We start from the raw sequence: 15,880 nt of genomic DNA, 5'->3' as shown, positions 1-15,880 counted from the left end.
GGACGACCCCGTGTCTGAACCCAAACCGATCGACAAGAAGACCGCCCGGCACATTCGCGCGATCGTCATCACGCAGGACGACGCGCTGAAAGGTCGCCCCTGGCGGTCGCTCAAAGAGATCAAGCGCGCGCTGAAGGCAGGCGAGATCACCTGACTGAGAAACGACCGAGGACGGGTACGGGACGCCTCGCGCGAGGGAGGAAACGCTGATGCGAGGCGCCCCGAGTGACGCCGATGCCCGCCGGAGTCACTCCGGCCAGATGATCGCCCCCCGGCGCCATCTGGCAGGTTCAGGATCCTCGCTCGAATCCGTTCCCGCAAGACCCAGTTAGGCGTCGAGTGAGACGAGGTACTCAGCGTTGCCGCGCATCGACGGCTTGTATCGGTCGAGCTCCTCGGTGTGGACATGATCCGCGAGCAGTGTGAGCAGGCTGCCCAGCGCAGCGCTCGCGCGTCCCTGCGCATGAAGCGTCAGCGCTTCGAACGCGCCCAGCGCCACGTCGTCCGGGAACTCCTCGCGAGCCGTCCTGAATACCTCTGCTGACCTGTCCAGATCGCCGAGGTTACGCAGCGTGGATCCGTACTGGAGGAAGCACCGACGCCGGATGTCGCCGTGGAGTCCGTTCTCGAGGGCGCGCCGGTAGTAGCCCTTCGCCATGACCTCTTCGCCCGCGGTGTCGAACGCGCCGCCGACTTCGTAGAGCACGCGCGGATCGTGCGGGTGCTTCTCCAGGATCGGGCGAAGCGCCGCGATCGTCGGCGCCATGTTCTCGCGGTCTCGCTCCTGGAAGATGCGATCCAGCTCAGCGTTCAGCTTGTCCGTTGCCATCGTGGCCCCCCGGTGCACGGCGGTGGAACCGTACTCGGCCACGCTATCCGAAGCACACGCTTCAGAACCCGACGTCGCCGGGTCAGTCCCCTCTCCGCACCTATATCCGCAGCGGAACGGCTGCGTGGTCCCCGGCGTTCAGTGAGGCAGGAGCAGCACGATCGTCAATATCGCCACAACGGCCGCGCAGAGGGTGACCCACCCCAGAATCACGCGGCGATGAGACGGTTCCGGTGGCTGCCGGGTCGGCTCCCCAAGACGAGCGCGAACGACATCAGCTTCGCGCTCTAGCTCGTTGGCCCGCTCTGCAAGCTCTGCGTTTCCCACGCTGACCATTCCGATCGTCGTAGACAGCAACTCTGCGTGCTCGGCCTCGATACTTCGAAGCTGAGCTCTCAGTTCCGCCTCGGACGACCGGTCGTCGCCATCACCGGCCTGCATCGTTGTTTCCATCCTGAGTATCGTCTCGGGCGGAGCCTCTCCGCGCCCGCGCGCGATTGGACAGCCACGCCCCGAGCACGACGCCGAGCAGCACGATGACGGCCAGAGCGATGCCGAGTATCAGCAGCAAGTCGGGGAACGACGGCAGCAGCGGGTTCGGTTCCATGCGCAGAGCCTATGCGCAGGATCGCAATCCGCACAGGCTCGTGGTTCCAGTCGCCGCCGAAAATCCTTCCTCACTCGTCGAGGGCTGAGAGGAGGTCGCTGGCGCCGAGGTTGCCGACGGGTGTCTCATTGCGACGCTGACACCGAAACTACTTTGCAGACGCTCGCAGCCTCGCGATCCCGCTCGGCCACTGCTCAAACACCAGGTACCTACTCAGCCCCATCTCACTTCAACGTCTGGCCCATTGGCCACGATAAGACCACTTATCCGGACTATCCGGGGAGGCATGGTCACGCGAGCGAGAGTGGTTGGAGTGTGGCGCGACACCTGAGCTGGTCAGGGCGATAGCTTCAGTCTCGCGCTGGTCCTGCATTTCGCTGCAATACCGGGATCGTGTTCGGCTCTTCGAACCAATCTGCCGGCAACTCGTGTGCTTTCGCAGCTTGGATGGTTGCCTGAGCAGCGATCGCACTCCCCTTCACTCTGATCCAGGCCGCCGCTGCCTGTCCCTGCGTTTCCAGATGGCGGACGGTCGGCACGAAGTGCTGACTGGACGCGGGAGTGAGCTGACCGACCCGCTCTCCATCGATCCGGATCTCGATCAGCGTCTTCGGTGCGCGCGCTGTCCCGCCGTCGATCACCGCAAGCGTTCCCAGGGCGATTCCGTCACCGATGCCAGTGATGAAGTCCGAAAGGACATCCTGATGCTGCTCCTCCCCAGTGACCTGGAGCGCCGACCCCCAGGGCAGGATGCTGTAGCTGCCGGCCGGAGGCTCATTCATCGGCAACAGGAGATGCGGCTCGTTCAGGGCGATCGAAACTCGCGCCACATACTTCAGTTTGCGCGACGAGTCCCACGATTCCCGGGCCGACGCCCAGATGCGAGCGCCGGTCGCAGCGACATGGCCGGAATTCCAGACATCGCTGATCGCGGAGACGTAGAGGACGGCTACTTCCTTCTCCAGATATCCGACGTGCTGGCCGTTGATCTGCACCATGACGGCGTTCTTGTCGTGCGGGTTGGTCGGTTCTGGAACGAGAACAGCGATCAGATCATTGCGTTCGATCTCTTCGTCCTTCTTCGGTTTCCGCCCGATCGCCTAGTGGATGCTGTCCATCCGAGCGAACTCGCCAGCGACCTCGGTGTTCGGGTATCCGTCCGCGCCCAGCAGCAGATACCCATTTCGCGTCGCCTTCTCCCGCTCACGCCTGTTGTTGCTCGTGAGTGGTTCGGCTGCGGTACTCCTCTTCCGAGCCTCGGAAGGCGCGGCGGGCGGAAGAAGAGGGTCCGTCCCCTGAACGCCGTCGTTCGCGATCCAGTCAGTCCAGGTGACGCCGTCCCGGTAGCGATACTGATTTCGACCGGAGGGGTCAGGATGCCACGCGGCAGGAACCGGTGGAGAAGCGGTGGTCATTGGGGATCCCCTCGTCTTACAACACGTCTGGCTATCGAGAATCTATCGCCCCGGGGCCGCTTCCCGGTCGAGGATCCAGTGATCAAAGAGAGCGCCTGCGATCGAGAAAGCGCGAGCACCTCAGACGAGCGCCGCTCGTACTAGCGCAATCCCGCTCTGACCACAGAACACGTGAACGCGTTACCGCTGGGTTACCGCACCCGTCGCTTCAGACATGACGAAGGCCCCGCATCCCAGTGTTTCCAGGGGATTCGGGGCCTTCGTGGTGGCGGTGACGGTGGGATTTGAACCCACGGTAGGGGGTTACCCTACACAACTTTTCGAGAGTTGCACCTTCGGCCGCTCGGACACGTCACCGCGGACTAGCTTACGACAACCCGCGCCACGGCGCGAATCGAGTGGGTCAGCACCGGATCACCAGGCGGCGGCGACCTCCGCGTGCGTGCGCAGGATGCCGTCGGTCGTCCCCTCGGGGGCCCGGCCGATGCCGCACTCCGTCGCGACGCCGAACTGCGGAGCGAAGCGCTGGGCCACGGCGATGCGCCGCTCCGCTCCCTCCGCGCCGTCTTCCCGGTGCACGAGCCCCAGGTACAGCTCACCGTCGTACGCGAGGTCGGCGAGGGGCGCGAAGTACGCCTCGTCATCGCGTTCGATCGGCACGGGCAGGTGCAGCCAGGTCAGCGGGCGGGCCGATGCGGCGATCACGGCGTTCGCGTAGCGGACGAGGTTCGCAGCATCCGTCGGCTCGAAGAAGTGCTTCTCGGCGACGTCTCCGTAGCAGAGGTGCACTCCGACCTCGACGTCGGCCGGCACGGCGTCGATCAGTGCCGCGAGGCGCGAGACGAGACCGGGCAACGGGTCGCCCTCCCACCACACGTCCATGACTCGCCCGAACGCCGGCGCAGCCTCGATGATCCCCATCTCGCTCGCCACGTCCCACTGGATCGCGAGGTCGTCATGCGGGATCGCCGCGAGGATGCTGTCGACCTCGCGCCGCAGCGCGGCGGTGTAGACCGGGTCGATGGCGGCGCGGTCATCGCCGAAGAAGAACGACGAGACGACCGCGACCGTCGTCGGAAGTGAGACCTGGAAGCGGGTCGCGGCAGGTACGACGCCCTCGTCACGCAGGCGCGAGAAGATCGCGTACGACTCGATCGCGGCATCCGCATATCCCAGCGGCGGGAGCTGGATGCTCGCCGCATCCACCCCGTCGGCGATGCGCAGCGGTCGAGCGTCGATGCCGGCCCTGAACGGGATGGGCTCGTCGCCGATGCGCTCGATGCCGTCGGCCTCGCCGAGCACGTCGGGCTGGAACATGATCCAGTGGAATCGCTTGCCGACCTCACCGTCGGGGATGCGGCGGAGTCGCGGACCCAGCAGTTCGGCGGCGGTGCGCATCGTGGTCTCGGCGTCGTCGAAGTTCACACTGCCCACGAGGAGGGCACCCTGCGGCTGAGTCATGCATCCAGGTTATCGGCGCGTGTTTTCTCCGGCAGCCTCTCGGACGAACGCCGCGCCTCCAAGTTAGGCTGTCCTAAAGGCATCCGTCGCAGGGTGCGCCGCGGAGTCGAGGCACGGAGGGGACGCAATGGGCTTCATCACATCGGAGGCGCTGGCAGAGACCGGCTACGTCGTGCTCGACGACCACGATCAGGCATCCGATCCCGCGGAGTGGCTCGACCTCGAGTACATCGGCTGGCGCTCGTCGGGCGTCACCCGCTTCGCGCCGCTCGCCAGCTACGCCGGCGCGATCGAATGCAATGGCTTCTGGAACCAGACCCCTCCCCGCACCGACAAGGACGGCGTGTGGATCGAGTCGCAGGTCGCGATCGCCCCGACCCTGCAGCGACGCGCCCTCGAGCCGGGCGCCGGAGTGGGGCGCTGCCGCGTCATCGAACTGCAGCCCAACGACTACGCGGATGCCGTCTACAACCTGCACCAGGACGACAACAACCGCCTCAACGAAGACGGCACCGGCTGGGTCGTGCGCGGCTACTACAACCTGTCCGATGACACGGATTCGCTGCTGCTCCTGCGCTCCGACCGCTTCGACCCGGCGACCGAGATCCGCCTGCCGTTGCGCGAGGGATCCCGCATCATCGTCGACACCCAGCGCTTCTGGCACGCGGTCTGGCATCGCGGCACGACCCCGCGGTACGCCCTCATCACCTCGTGGACGTCGGGTCCCGAGCTCGACGCCTACATCGAGGCGAACCACGGCGACCCGCACCCGGCGACCGTCGACCTCGACCCGCAGCTCGTCGACGACGCACAGGTCGAACTCCACCGTCGCATCGAAGAGCGCCGCCGCGTCTTCGAGGCGCAGGGCATCGTGATGGAACCGCGCGCCGACCTCAGCGTCTGACCTCCGCGCTTCCTCGGTCGGGCATGACGACGGAGCCCCGCCCCGATAGGTCCGGCATCTGAACTCGGCCGGGCTGGCGTCCGTCTGCAGGACCGATGCACGTATGCAGGACCAGAACGCGGTTCTGAACCGACATCGGTGCTTCCGTCCTGCACACGGTCGCCGACACGACACCGGGCGGGCCTGTCATTCCCGAACCCCGGCACGACGTCGGACTCCACCCCCGACACACCGAACGGACGAACGGATGCCAGGGCACGCCGCCCTAGACGTCCGACACTGTGCCCGGGGGTAGCGGCGAGAAGTCGCCCCAGGACCCCGACAGCCGCCGGACTACTCCGCGACCGTGCGCCCGTCGTCCAACCGCACGACCCGGTCGACGGCGCCCGCGGGCGGGGCGACGTGCGAGATCAGCAGCACCGACTGCTCCCCCGCCGCGTGCAGCAGGTCGCGCAGCAGCGCATCGGATGCATCGGGGTCGACACCCGCGGTCGGCTCGTCGAGCACCAGCACCGGGAAGCCCCTGAGCAGCGCGCGAGCCAGAGCGATCCGCTGCGCCTGCCCGCCGGACACGAGTCCGCCGCGGTCGCCGACCCGCGCATCCAGTCCGCCCCGCTCGCGCACCCAGGCGCCGAGGCCGACGCGGTCGAGCACCGCGAGCAGCTCATCGTCGGTCGCGGATTCTCGGGCGAACAGCAGGTTCTGGCGGATGTCTTCGTCGAACAGCTGTGGACTCTGCTCGCACAGCCCGATCGTGCGTCGCAACGCGGGACCGGAGAGTTCCGCCGCATTCATGCCTCCGACGGAATACTCCCCCTCGATCCGCAGGAACCCCACGAGCGCGGCAGCGAGCGAGCTCTTGCCCGCCCCGCTCGGACCGGCCACCAGCACACGCTCTCCCGGACGCAGGTCCAGGTCGACTCCTCGGAGCGCCGGCGCCCCCCCGGGCCACCACGCGCGCACATCACGGAGTCGCAGCGCGGGAACTCCGACGATCGTCACATCCACGCCGTTGTCCGACCTCAGCTCGGCCGGCATCTCCGCCGGCAGCACGTCGACGATGCGCTCGGCGCTCGAACGCACACTGCGCCAGGATGCCGCGGCGATCGGCACGGCGCCGAAGACCTCGAACACGACCATGGGAACGAGCACGGCCACGGCGAGCCAGGGTCCGTCGATCGCCCCGGTCGTCAGCCCGGGAGCCGCGACAGCCAGCGCCCAGACCGACGCCGCGCCCGCGACCGCCGACACGACGCCGGCTGCGATCGCCTGCGCCAGGGATGCCGTGCTCACGGCGCGGCGCAGCTCGGCATCCGCCTGCCGCACCCGCTCGCGGGCCTGCGGCTCGGCTCCATAGGCGAGCAGCACATCGAGCGTGCCGAAGTAGTCGGTCAGCGCGGCGGAGAGGTCGCCGCGACGGCGAGAGACGGCGGCCTCGGCCCGAGAGCCGAACACCCAGCCCAGTCCGATCGCCGCAGCGGCCGCGACCACGAGGCATGCGGAGAGAGTGAGTGCGGCCGGCAGCGACACGAACGCCAGGAATCCGACGGCGCCGAGGGCGACGAGCCCCGAGACTGCGAGCGGCTGCACGACCCGCAGCGGCAGGTTCTGCAGGTTCTCGACATCGTCGACGAGGGCCGAGAGCACGCGACCGTGGTCGGTTCGTCCGAGTCCGGCAGGCGACAGCGGAGTGAGGCGCCGCACCATGTCGGCGCGTGTCGAGGCGAGCTGACGCAGCGCCGCATCGTGGCCGCTCAGCCGTTCCAGATACCGGGTCACCGCACGAGACACCGCGAAGAACCTCACCCCGACCACCGCGATCGACAGCGGCACGAGAGAGTCGACGATCGATGCGCTGACGATCAGCCAGCCGCTCACCGCGAGCAGGCTCACCGCGGCGCCCGCCGACAGGAAACCCCAGATCGCGCCGGGGAGGAAGCGGCGCATCGGCGGCTGCGCGAGTCGGAGGACGTCGCGGATCCGGGCGGAGTCGCTGATGCTCATGCGTGCACCCCCAGCTCGACGACGCGATCGGCGATGGCCCTGGCCGAGCGGCGGTGCGAGACGAGGAGGACCGTGGCTCCGGCATCCGCTCGGTCGCGCAGCGACGACCAGAGCCGTGCTTCGGTGTCGGGGTCGAGGGCGCTCGACGGCTCGTCGAGAGCGAGCACCGCGTCGGGATGAGCGGCGTGCCGATACAGCGCCCGTGCGACGGCGACGCGCTGCGCCTGGCCGCCCGACAGACCGCTCCCCTGCACGCCGAGCTCGAGCGCCGGATCGAGGTCGGTCGCGCACGCGTCGTCGAGGGCGCGGCGGATGCCGTCGTCGTCGGGCTCGTCGTCACCGAGCGCGACGTTCGCGGCGATCGTGCCGCGGCTCAGCTGGGGGCGCTGTCCGCTCCACGCCAGCCACTCGGACGGAGCGAGGTCGCCCACGCCGACTCCTCCGACCGTGGCCGACCCCTCGAACTGGACGGCACCGCGCAGCGCCGCGAGCAGGCTGGACTTGCCCGCGCCGCTCGGCCCCTCGATCAGGGTGATGGTGCCAGGCGCCGCGATGAATGAGACGGGTGCCAGATCGCGCACGCGCAGGTCGGTGACCACCAGATCTCGCGCGTTCGTGCTCCATGACTCCGGAGATCCATCCGGAGAACCGGCCGGATCGGCAGGATCCGACCCGACCGTCGCCGGAGCTCCGGAGTCATGGAGCGAGTCCGCCCGAGCCCCGGCCGCGTCGAGCACCTCGAACACATCCTCGGTCGCCGCGACCCCCTCGGACGCGGCGTGGAACTGCACGCCCACCTGGCGGATCGGCAGGAACGTCTCGGGCGCGAGCAGCAGCACGAACAGCCCGACCTCGAGCGACAGGTCACCCGACAGCAGCCGGAAGCCCACCGCCACGGCGATCAGCGCCACCGCGAGCGAGGCCAGCAGCTCCATCGCGAAGCCCGACAGGAACGAGAACCGCAGCACCTTCATGGTCTCGCGACGGTACTCGTCGGCCGTGTGCTCGATCTGTGCGGCGGCCCGGCGCTCGCGCCCGAACAGACGCAGCGTCGAGAGCCCCTGCACGGTGTCGGCGAACCGTGCCGCGAGCCTCTGCAGCGTCTGCCACTGCGTGCGCTGCACCGTGCGGGTCGCGATGCCGATGAGGATCAGGAACAACGGGATCAGCGGCAGCGTGATGAGCGCCGTCAGTCCACTCGGCCAGTCCTGCCACCACATGACCGCGAGCAGCACCGGCGTCGCGATGACGGTGAGCACGAGCTGCGGGATGTACCGGGCGAAGTACGCGTCGAGCGCCTCCAGCCCGTGCCCTGCGGTGACGGCGAGGCCAGCCTGATTGCGCTGCGCGAGCCATCCGGGTCCGAGGCGGCCGACGGCGGCGATCAGAGCGGCACGCAGCTGCATCCCCGTCTTCGCCGCGGCGCGGGTCCCGGCGGCATCCGAGGCCGCGATCAGCACGCCCCGCAGGGCCGCGAGTCCGAGCAGCCAGAGCAGGGATGCCGTGACATCGCGCCCGGCGAGCGCGCCGGTGACGGCATCCGTCAGCATCCACGCGAACGCGATGGTCACCGCAGTCTGCACGACCCCGATCGCGCCGGAGAGCAGCAGGAATCCGCGGGCGGCGCTCGCATACCGCAGCAGGCGGATGTCGACCGGCTTCACCGCGCCACCCCCTCAGCCGTGGTCAGACAGGTCACTCCGGTCGCAGTTCGTGCCGCTCCCCGATCAGAGAGGCGGCGCGAACTCCGACCGGAGCAGAAGTCGTGTCTCACGCGTGCGCCGGAGCCCCCTCGATCGAGCTGCGGGTGACGCGCTTGCGGAAGATCCAGTACGTCCAGGTCTGGTACGCGAGCACCAGCGGCAGGGCGATCAGGGCGGTCCAGCTCATGATCGTCAGCGTATACGGCGTGCTCGAGGCGTTCTCGATCGTGAGGCTGAAGGCCGGGTCGATCGTCGACGGCATCACGTAGGGGAACAGCGCCGCGAACAGCATCACGACAGCGGATGCCACGGTGACGGCGCCCGCCGTGAAGGCCCGTCCGTCACGTCCGCGCATCGAGAAGAGCACCGACGCGATCAGGGCGAGCGCGGCGACGAGACCGCATCCGATGACCATCAGCATGAGCGGAGACTCGCGATCCCAGGCGATGCCGATCGTCCAGAGCACGGTGCCAGCGGCGGCGAGCACCGTCGGCCCGGCGGCGAGCTTGACCAGACGACGAGCGTCCGCGTGCACCTGGCCGTCGGTCTTGAGCGAGACGAACAGCACGCCGTGCAGGAAGAACAGCAGCAGCGTCGTGATGCCGACGAGCAGCGAATACGGGTTCAGCAGTGCGAAGAACCCGCCCACGTAGATGTGGTTCTCGTCGATCGCCACGCCCTGCACGATGTTGCCGAACGCGACACCCCACAGCAGCGCGGGCACGGCCGAGCCGATCACGATCATCCGGTCGAAGCCGCGCTTCCACTGAGCGCCCTCACGCTGGTGCCGGTACTCGAACGACACCCCGCGCAGGATCAGCGCGAGCAGGATCAGCAGCAGCGGCAGGTAGAACCCGCTGAACAGTGTCGCGTACCACTCGGGGAACGACGCGAACAGGCAGGCGCCGGCGACGATCACCCAGGTCTCATTGAGATCCCAGATGGGGCCGATCGTGTTGATGACCTGGCGACGCGAGACGTCGTTCTTGCCGAGGAACGGCAGCGACATGCCCACGCCGAAGTCGAACCCGTCGAGCACGAAGTAGCCGACGAAGAGGAAGGCGACGATCCAGAACCACATGTATTCCATGACTGATCCCTTTCTCAGTACACGACGGACGGCAGCTGGGCCGTCTCCTCGTGGGGCTGCTCTTCGGTGTCCGGACCCTTCTGGGCCGCACGGATGATGAGGCGGATCTCGACCACGGCGAGCGCGGCGTAGATCGCCGTGAAGGCGATCAGCGAGATCAGCACCTCGACGCCGCTGACACCCGGCGAGACGCCGTCCTGCGTGGTCATGAGTCCGAAGACGATCCAGGGCTGCCTGCCCATCTCGGTGAAGACCCAGCCCATGATGTTGGCGACGAGCGCGAGCGGGAACGACCAGATCGCGAGCTTCCACATCCACGGCGCCGGCGGGTTCTTGGCGCCCTTGCGGGTGACCCAGAGGCCGACCACGGCGACGAGGGCGGCGGCCATGCCGAGGCCGATCATCCAGCGGAACGCCCAGTACGTGACCCAGAGGATCGGAGCGAACTCGGTGAGTCCGGTGTCGGCGAAGGTGGTGGCGTACTCGGCGTTGAGGTCGTTGATGCCGTGCACGCACGCGTCGAACGTGTGGGTCGACAGCAGCGACAGCAGGTACGGCACGCGGATCGAGAACAGCTCGGAGCTGCCGTCTGGGGTGCCCAGCGTGAAGAGGCTGAAGGAGGCATCCGGCCCGCACACCGTGTTGAAGGTCGCCTCGGCGGCTGCCATCTTCATCGGCTGAGCGGCATACATCGCGAGGCCCAGCTGGTCACCCGTGAGCACGACCCCGGCGGTCGAGAAGATCATCGCCCACAGGCCGAACTTCAGCGAGATGCGCATGGTGTCGAAGTGCTGTCCGCGTGCCAGGTGCCAGGCCGAGACCGAGATCACGACGCCGGCGGCGAACATCAGCGCGCCGAAGATGGTATGCGGGAAGGCGGCGAGCGCGACCGGGTTGGTCAGCAGCGCCCAGAAGTCGGTGAGCTCGGCACGGTTGGTCTCGGGGTTGAAGACGTACCCGACCGGGTTCTGCATGAAGGCGTTCGCGGCGATGATGAAGTACGCCGAGAGGATGCTGCCGATCGAGACGCACCAGATCGTGGCGAGGTGCAGCTTCTGCGGCAGCTTGTCCCATCCGAAGATCCAGAGGCCGATGAACGTGGCCTCGAAGAAGAAGGCGAGCAGCCCCTCGAACGCGAGCGGAGCACCGAAGACGTCGCCGACGAAGCGCGAGTAGTCCGACCAGTTCATGCCGAACTGGAACTCCTGCACGATGCCCGTCACGACGCCCATGGCGAAGTTGATGAGGAAGATCTTGCCGAAGAACCGGGTGAGGTGCAGGTACTGCACCTTGCCGGTGCGCACCCACGCGGTCTGGAAGATCGCGGCGACGAGCGCCATGCCGATCGTCAGCGGCACGAACAGGTAGTGATAGACGGTCGTGAGACCGAACTGCCATCGAGACAGGACCAGCGGGTCCAACCATTCCATGAGCCACTCCTTCTTCCGCGCCCTGGGTGCCACGCTAACGACGGGCCTGCTGCCCCCGATGGGCCGCCGACCGTGAATAAGGCAGATGCGCGCCTAGGCGGCGGACATCTCCGTCAGACGCAGCTGCACGGTGCAGTCCGCCGGCAGGGCGGAGGTGCGAACGGCCTCGGCGGCGAGCGGCCCACCGGCTTCGGTGAGCACCCCCTGCATGAGGCCGAGGTGCACGGAGCACAGCATCGGACGGTCTTCGGCGCGACCCGCGGCATGCGGGCACGGGCTGAGATCGACGGTGAGCTGCTCGTCATCGACGACGGGCTCGAAGCCGCTCTCCTCCAAGTGTTCGATCAGGGCGTCCAGCTGGTAGGTCGCATGGCGACCGAGAGAGGATGCCGACGCAGGCAGGACCCGACGCAGCAGATCGCCGCGGACGGCTGCCGCCTTCGCCTTGTCGCGGGCGATGGGACTCGAGGCATCCGCCGCACCGGTCACTGCGCTGTACAGCGTGCGCGGACGGCCGCGAGTGGTGCGGCGCTCACTGGCCTGGATGACGTAGCCGCCTTCGATGAGGCGCTGCAGGTGCTCGCGGACCGTGTTGGGATGCAGGCCGGTGGCCTCGCACAGCTCGCCGATCGTGCGCTCCCCGCGGGTCCGCACGGGTCCGCCGTCGTGCTCGGCGTCGCCATCGATGCGGGGGCCGCCTTCGAACAGCGCGTGCAGGATCTGCACTCGCGAGAAGGTCGAGATCGGCCCGCAGACGGGCCCGCCGTTGGCCATGGATCCAGTATCCCGCGGGGGCTCGGCGCCATGGGGTGGTTCGGCCGTGAATAATGCCCCAGGCGATAGGGATGTCTGATCTCGGCGATAGCCTGGCTGCATGGCCACCCGAAAACCCGCTGCTCCTGCGTACGTCTGCACCGAATGCGGGTGGACGACCGCCAAGTGGGTGGGTCGCTGCGCCGAGTGCCAGCAGTGGGGAACCGTGCAGGAGCAGGGCACCCAGACGGGCATCCTGAGCCGGATCACGCCGCTCGCGCCGACCGCGGCGAAGGCCGCGCGACCGATCACGCAGATCACCACCGAAGACGCTCCACGTCGCACGAGCGGGGTCGGCGAGTTCGACCGCGTGCTCGGCGGGGGCATCGTTCCCGGCGCGGCGATCCTGCTCAGCGGAGAACCAGGTGTGGGCAAGTCGACGCTGCTGCTCGAGGTCGCCGCTCAAGCCGCCCGCTCCGGCCGTCGGGTGCTCTATGCGAGCGCCGAGGAGTCTCCGGCACAGGTGCGCCTGCGCGCCGAGCGCACAGGCGCGCTGCACGACGAGCTGTACCTGGCGAGCGAGACCGACCTCGCGACGATCCTCGGCCACATCGACGAGGTCGCCCCGCAGCTCGTGATCGTCGACTCGGTGCAGACCGTGTCGTCGTCGCTCATCGACGGCGCGGCCGGTCAGCCGAGCCAGGTCCGAGAAGTGGCGGCCACGCTGATCCGCGTCGCGAAGGACCGCGGGCTGCCCGTCATCCTCGTCGGGCACGTGACGAAAGACGGAACCGTCGCCGGGCCGCGCGTGCTCGAGCATCTCGTCGACGTCGTCTGCCACTTCGAGGGCGACCGTCAGACGTCGCTGCGTTTCGTCCGCGCGCTGAAGAATCGCTTCGGCCCGACCGACGAGGTCGGCTGCTTCGAGATGACGGGTGCGGGCATCTCCGAGGTGCCCGACCCGTCCGGTCTCTTCCTCTCGCAGGGTGCCACCGAGCCGGGAACCTGCGTCGCGATCTCGCTCGAGGGCCGCAGGGCGCTGCCGGTCGAGGTGCAGGCGCTGACGATCACCACCACCGCGCCGAATCCCCGTCGAGTGGTGCACGGACTCGACTCGTCGCGTGTGGCGATGGTGCTCGCGATCCTCGAACGCCGCGCCGGCATCAAGACGAGCAACCTCGACGTCTACGTCTCGACCGTCGGCGGGGTGCGTTTCACCGAGCCTGCGGCCGACCTCGCGATCGCGATCGCCGTGGCGGGGTCGATCCAGCAGATCTCGGTGCCTCGCACGGTCGCCGCCGTCGGAGAGCTCAGCCTCGCCGGCGAGATCCGCCCCGTCACCCAGTCGGCGCAGCGTCGGTCCGAGGCGTCGCGGCTCGGCTACGACCAGGTGGTCGACGACCGCTCGAAGACGCTGCGTGCGGCGCTCAACGACGTGCGTGCGCGGAACACGAGCAGGCGCAGCGAAGCCGACATCCCGCCGTTCTGAGCCCGCGGCGATGAGCGCCTGTCCCGCGCTCAGCCGGGTCGAACACTGTCAAGCGGGCCACTTCCGCACCGCACCGCCAAGCGGGGCCACTTCCGCACCGCACCGCACCGCACCGCCATGCGGGGCCACTTCCGCACCGCACCGCCATGCGGGGCCACTTCCGCACCGCAAACGGGCGATCGGGATGCGGAACTGACCCCGCAGAGGTCATCCGATGCGAAAGTGACCCGGCACGGGCCGCGGGGCCTGCGCCGGTCGCGAGAGCACGCGAGCTCGCGCCGTTACTCAGGCGTCGAGGGCCTTGAGCAGCTCTTCGGGAGAGGCCTGCATCGGGTGCGGTCCCGCGATGTCGAGGAACACCGTGGTGATCGGGTGCGCGCCGAGGAACTTCCGCAGCCACTCCGCGCTGTAGATGCCCACCCCCGGCGGGAGGTTGGCCGGCTTGTTCTTGGCATCGCTGAACAGCAGCAGCGCCAGATCGCCCGAGTTGGGGTCGCGATAGGTCCAGACCTCGCCGCTGTCGAGAGGATTGTCGCGAGCGCCGGGCTTCACGAGCGGCACGACCGTGGTGCCGTGGCGCAGTGCGAGAGCGACCGCCGCGATGTCCTGCTTCTCCAACGCCTGGGCGAGGGCATCCGACCGGAAATCCTCAGGTGCGGGCTTGCTCTTCGCGGATTTCGACTTCTTCGCTGCCATGCATCCAGCATATTCAGCGGATGCCGCAGCGCGGTCCGAAACCGAGCCGGGAGAAGAAAGGGGCCCTCTCGAGTCATCCATTGGGGACTGGGGTACTCGAGAGGGCCCACGGACCCTCGGGCGGCATGTCGAAGCGCTGGGGACGCTGTGCTCGACGCCACTGGGGATGGCATGCGCCGCAAGTCTGCGAGGGTCACTCCAATGGTATCCCAAAGAAACAGCAGTGTCACCCGAAACTGAGTGCAGGACTGTATTCAAGACCTTTGGCTAGTTCTTGCCTCAATACAGGAGGATCTGCTTCGTCGTCGTGCCCTTGAAGCCGCCGATCTCGACAGCGACGTGATACGACGCTCCGCCGCCGGGAGCTCGCGGCCGATTCTCGTCCGCACAGGTCTCGACGCTCGACCGCGTGCGGTCCCAGGTGACCGGCACCTTGCTCGTCACGGTCGCGCCGGCGGTCAGAGTGGCGACCATGCTGCTCGGGTTCTCCTGGCAGTCGGTCGACGTCCACCAGACATCGGTGCCGCTCGACACCGTCATCCGCTGAGTCGTCGACCCCACGTCGATCGCGCAGTCGGTCGACCCGCGGTTCGTCAGCGAGATCGACAGCTGCGGCAGCACGCCGGGATCGTACGAATCGGCATCTGTCACGGCCGCCACCTCGACGTCCTTGGCCTCGCACGCGACGATCCCGGGTGTCTCATCGGCCGACGGCTCAGGAGACGGCGATTCGGCTGCGGGCGATTCTGAGGTCGTGGCATCCGGCGACGGGGATCCCGAGGCCGAGGCGCTCGGCGAGGGCGTCGCCTCGGCGGCGCTGGCCCACGGGCGCGCCAGGAGCAGCCACACCGCGGCGCCGATGACGGCGACGAGCAGGATCGCCGCGACGAGGGTCACCAATCGTCGGCGACGATAGACGGCGGCGGAGTGGCGAGGCATTGATTCAGGTTAGTTGAGGCTCTTCAGCATCCTGGTGTTGCCGAGCGTGTTCGGCTTGACATGCGCGAGATCGAGGAACTCCTCGACACCCGCGTCGCCGCTGCGCAGCAGCTGAGAGTAGACGTCGGGGTCGACGACCTGTTCGCCGATGATCGAGTATCCGCGGCGGCCGAAGAAGTCGACCTCGAAGGTCAGGCAGAACAGTCGGCTGAGCCCGAGCTCGCGAGCCTGCTCTTCGAGCGCGCCGACGATCGCGCCGCCGACGCCGTGGTGCAGCCAGTCCCCGCGGACCATGAGGGTGCGCACCTCGCCGAGGTCCTCCCAGAAGACGTGCAGCGCACCGCACCCGATCAGCTCGCCGTCGGCTTCGGCCACGACGAACTCCTGCACGGCGCCGTAGAGCACAGCGAGATCCTTGCCGAGCAGGATGCGCTGCTCGACCATCGGCTGCAGGAGGTTCCGGATGCCGATGATGTCGGCGCTGCGCGCAGGCCGGACGATGTACTCGCTCACACCGTCAAGCCTAGAACCCGTCACCTCCCCAGACCCTGAGCGAGCCC

General features: G+C 68.2%; 16 protein-coding genes and 1 tRNA gene. 3 read left to right on the top strand and 14 right to left on the bottom strand.

The features are described 5' to 3' along the window. The first annotated feature begins 10 nt into the window (after positions 1 to 10). Positions 11 to 154: a hypothetical protein gene (locus ACIPV5_RS14055; protein WP_400341441.1), complete on the top strand. Its 144-nt coding sequence runs from the start codon at positions 11 to 13 to the stop codon at positions 152 to 154. A gap of 174 nt (positions 155 to 328) precedes the next feature. Here the strand turns inward: ACIPV5_RS14055 and ACIPV5_RS14050 are convergent, their stop codons facing one another. The 6 genes from ACIPV5_RS14050 to ACIPV5_RS14025 all read right to left on the bottom strand — a co-directional run bounded on the left by ACIPV5_RS14050 (position 329) and on the right by ACIPV5_RS14025 (position 4,312). Then, on the bottom strand, positions 329 to 829 hold the full coding sequence (locus tag ACIPV5_RS14050; protein WP_400341439.1) for a tetratricopeptide repeat protein: 501 nt from the start codon (positions 827 to 829) through the stop codon (positions 329 to 331). Between the two features lie 138 nt (positions 830 to 967). After that, complete coding sequence (locus ACIPV5_RS14045) at positions 968 to 1,282, bottom strand: hypothetical protein (protein WP_400341438.1); 315 nt, start codon at positions 1,280 to 1,282, stop codon at positions 968 to 970. Continuing rightward, the gene (locus tag ACIPV5_RS14040; protein WP_400341436.1) at positions 1,257 to 1,436 is read right to left on the bottom strand and encodes a hypothetical protein; all 180 of its coding nucleotides are present in this window, start codon (positions 1,434 to 1,436) and stop codon (positions 1,257 to 1,259) included. The genes ACIPV5_RS14045 and ACIPV5_RS14040 overlap by 26 nt, the downstream gene beginning before the upstream one ends. 350 nt (positions 1,437 to 1,786) lie before the next feature. Further along, positions 1,787 to 2,485, bottom strand: a complete 699-nt coding sequence (locus ACIPV5_RS14035; RefSeq protein ID WP_400342152.1) for an HIRAN domain-containing protein — start codon at positions 2,483 to 2,485, stop codon at positions 1,787 to 1,789. Positions 2,486 to 3,117: 632 nt separating this feature from the next. Then, positions 3,118 to 3,208 (bottom strand) — tRNA-Ser (locus ACIPV5_RS14030). 57 nt (positions 3,209 to 3,265) lie between these two features. Beyond that, complete coding sequence (locus ACIPV5_RS14025) at positions 3,266 to 4,312, bottom strand: hypothetical protein (protein WP_400341434.1); 1,047 nt, start codon at positions 4,310 to 4,312, stop codon at positions 3,266 to 3,268. A 127-nt stretch (positions 4,313 to 4,439) separates the two neighbouring features. On the opposite strand from ACIPV5_RS14025, the gene ACIPV5_RS14020 reads away from it, so the two are divergent. Next, positions 4,440 to 5,216 (top strand): hypothetical protein, encoded by a 777-nt coding sequence (locus ACIPV5_RS14020; protein WP_295104665.1) that lies wholly within the window; start codon positions 4,440 to 4,442, stop codon positions 5,214 to 5,216. A 333-nt stretch (positions 5,217 to 5,549) separates the two neighbouring features. Here the strand turns inward: ACIPV5_RS14020 and cydC are convergent, their stop codons facing one another. From cydC to ACIPV5_RS13995, 5 genes are all read right to left on the bottom strand, one after another. Further along, positions 5,550 to 7,220 carry a thiol reductant ABC exporter subunit CydC gene (gene cydC / locus ACIPV5_RS14015; RefSeq protein WP_400341432.1) on the bottom strand — a complete coding sequence of 557 codons (1,671 nt, stop codon included), beginning with the start codon at positions 7,218 to 7,220 and terminating at the stop codon, positions 5,550 to 5,552. Beyond that, positions 7,217 to 8,884 (bottom strand): thiol reductant ABC exporter subunit CydD, encoded by a 1,668-nt coding sequence (gene cydD, locus ACIPV5_RS14010; RefSeq protein WP_400341430.1) that lies wholly within the window; start codon positions 8,882 to 8,884, stop codon positions 7,217 to 7,219. The genes cydC and cydD overlap by 4 nt, the downstream gene beginning before the upstream one ends. 106 nt (positions 8,885 to 8,990) lie before the next feature. Next, positions 8,991 to 10,013 (bottom strand): cytochrome d ubiquinol oxidase subunit II, encoded by a 1,023-nt coding sequence (gene cydB, locus ACIPV5_RS14005; RefSeq protein ID WP_056279330.1) that lies wholly within the window; start codon positions 10,011 to 10,013, stop codon positions 8,991 to 8,993. A 14-nt stretch (positions 10,014 to 10,027) separates the two neighbouring features. Next, positions 10,028 to 11,443 carry a cytochrome ubiquinol oxidase subunit I gene (locus tag ACIPV5_RS14000; RefSeq protein WP_053097727.1) on the bottom strand — a complete coding sequence of 472 codons (1,416 nt, stop codon included), beginning with the start codon at positions 11,441 to 11,443 and terminating at the stop codon, positions 10,028 to 10,030. 93 nt (positions 11,444 to 11,536) lie between these two features. Next, the gene (locus ACIPV5_RS13995; protein WP_295104657.1) at positions 11,537 to 12,217 is read right to left on the bottom strand and encodes an ArsR family transcriptional regulator; all 681 of its coding nucleotides are present in this window, start codon (positions 12,215 to 12,217) and stop codon (positions 11,537 to 11,539) included. Positions 12,218 to 12,317: 100 nt separating this feature from the next. Between ACIPV5_RS13995 and radA the strand changes: the two genes are divergently transcribed. Further along, positions 12,318 to 13,685 carry a DNA repair protein RadA gene (radA, locus tag ACIPV5_RS13990; RefSeq protein ID WP_400341428.1) on the top strand — a complete coding sequence of 456 codons (1,368 nt, stop codon included), beginning with the start codon at positions 12,318 to 12,320 and terminating at the stop codon, positions 13,683 to 13,685. A gap of 285 nt (positions 13,686 to 13,970) precedes the next feature. On the opposite strand, the gene ACIPV5_RS13985 is transcribed toward radA, so the two are convergent. The 3 genes from ACIPV5_RS13985 to ACIPV5_RS13975 all read right to left on the bottom strand — a co-directional run bounded on the left by ACIPV5_RS13985 (position 13,971) and on the right by ACIPV5_RS13975 (position 15,833). Continuing rightward, positions 13,971 to 14,381 carry a hypothetical protein gene (locus ACIPV5_RS13985; protein ID WP_053097730.1) on the bottom strand — a complete coding sequence of 137 codons (411 nt, stop codon included), beginning with the start codon at positions 14,379 to 14,381 and terminating at the stop codon, positions 13,971 to 13,973. Positions 14,382 to 14,660: 279 nt separating this feature from the next. Further along, on the bottom strand, positions 14,661 to 15,320 hold the full coding sequence (locus ACIPV5_RS13980; RefSeq protein WP_053097731.1) for a hypothetical protein: 660 nt from the start codon (positions 15,318 to 15,320) through the stop codon (positions 14,661 to 14,663). A gap of 9 nt (positions 15,321 to 15,329) precedes the next feature. Then, positions 15,330 to 15,833, bottom strand: a complete 504-nt coding sequence (locus ACIPV5_RS13975; RefSeq protein WP_042539928.1) for an amino-acid N-acetyltransferase — start codon at positions 15,831 to 15,833, stop codon at positions 15,330 to 15,332. Positions 15,834 to 15,880: the final 47 nt, after the last annotated feature.

Source organism: Microbacterium sp. NPDC090014, assembly GCF_044748285.1.
Classification (GTDB): domain Bacteria; phylum Actinomycetota; class Actinomycetes; order Actinomycetales; family Microbacteriaceae; genus Microbacterium.
Note: the sequence above shows the minus strand (reverse complement) of the source record. Positions and strands in the feature narration are given on the sequence as shown.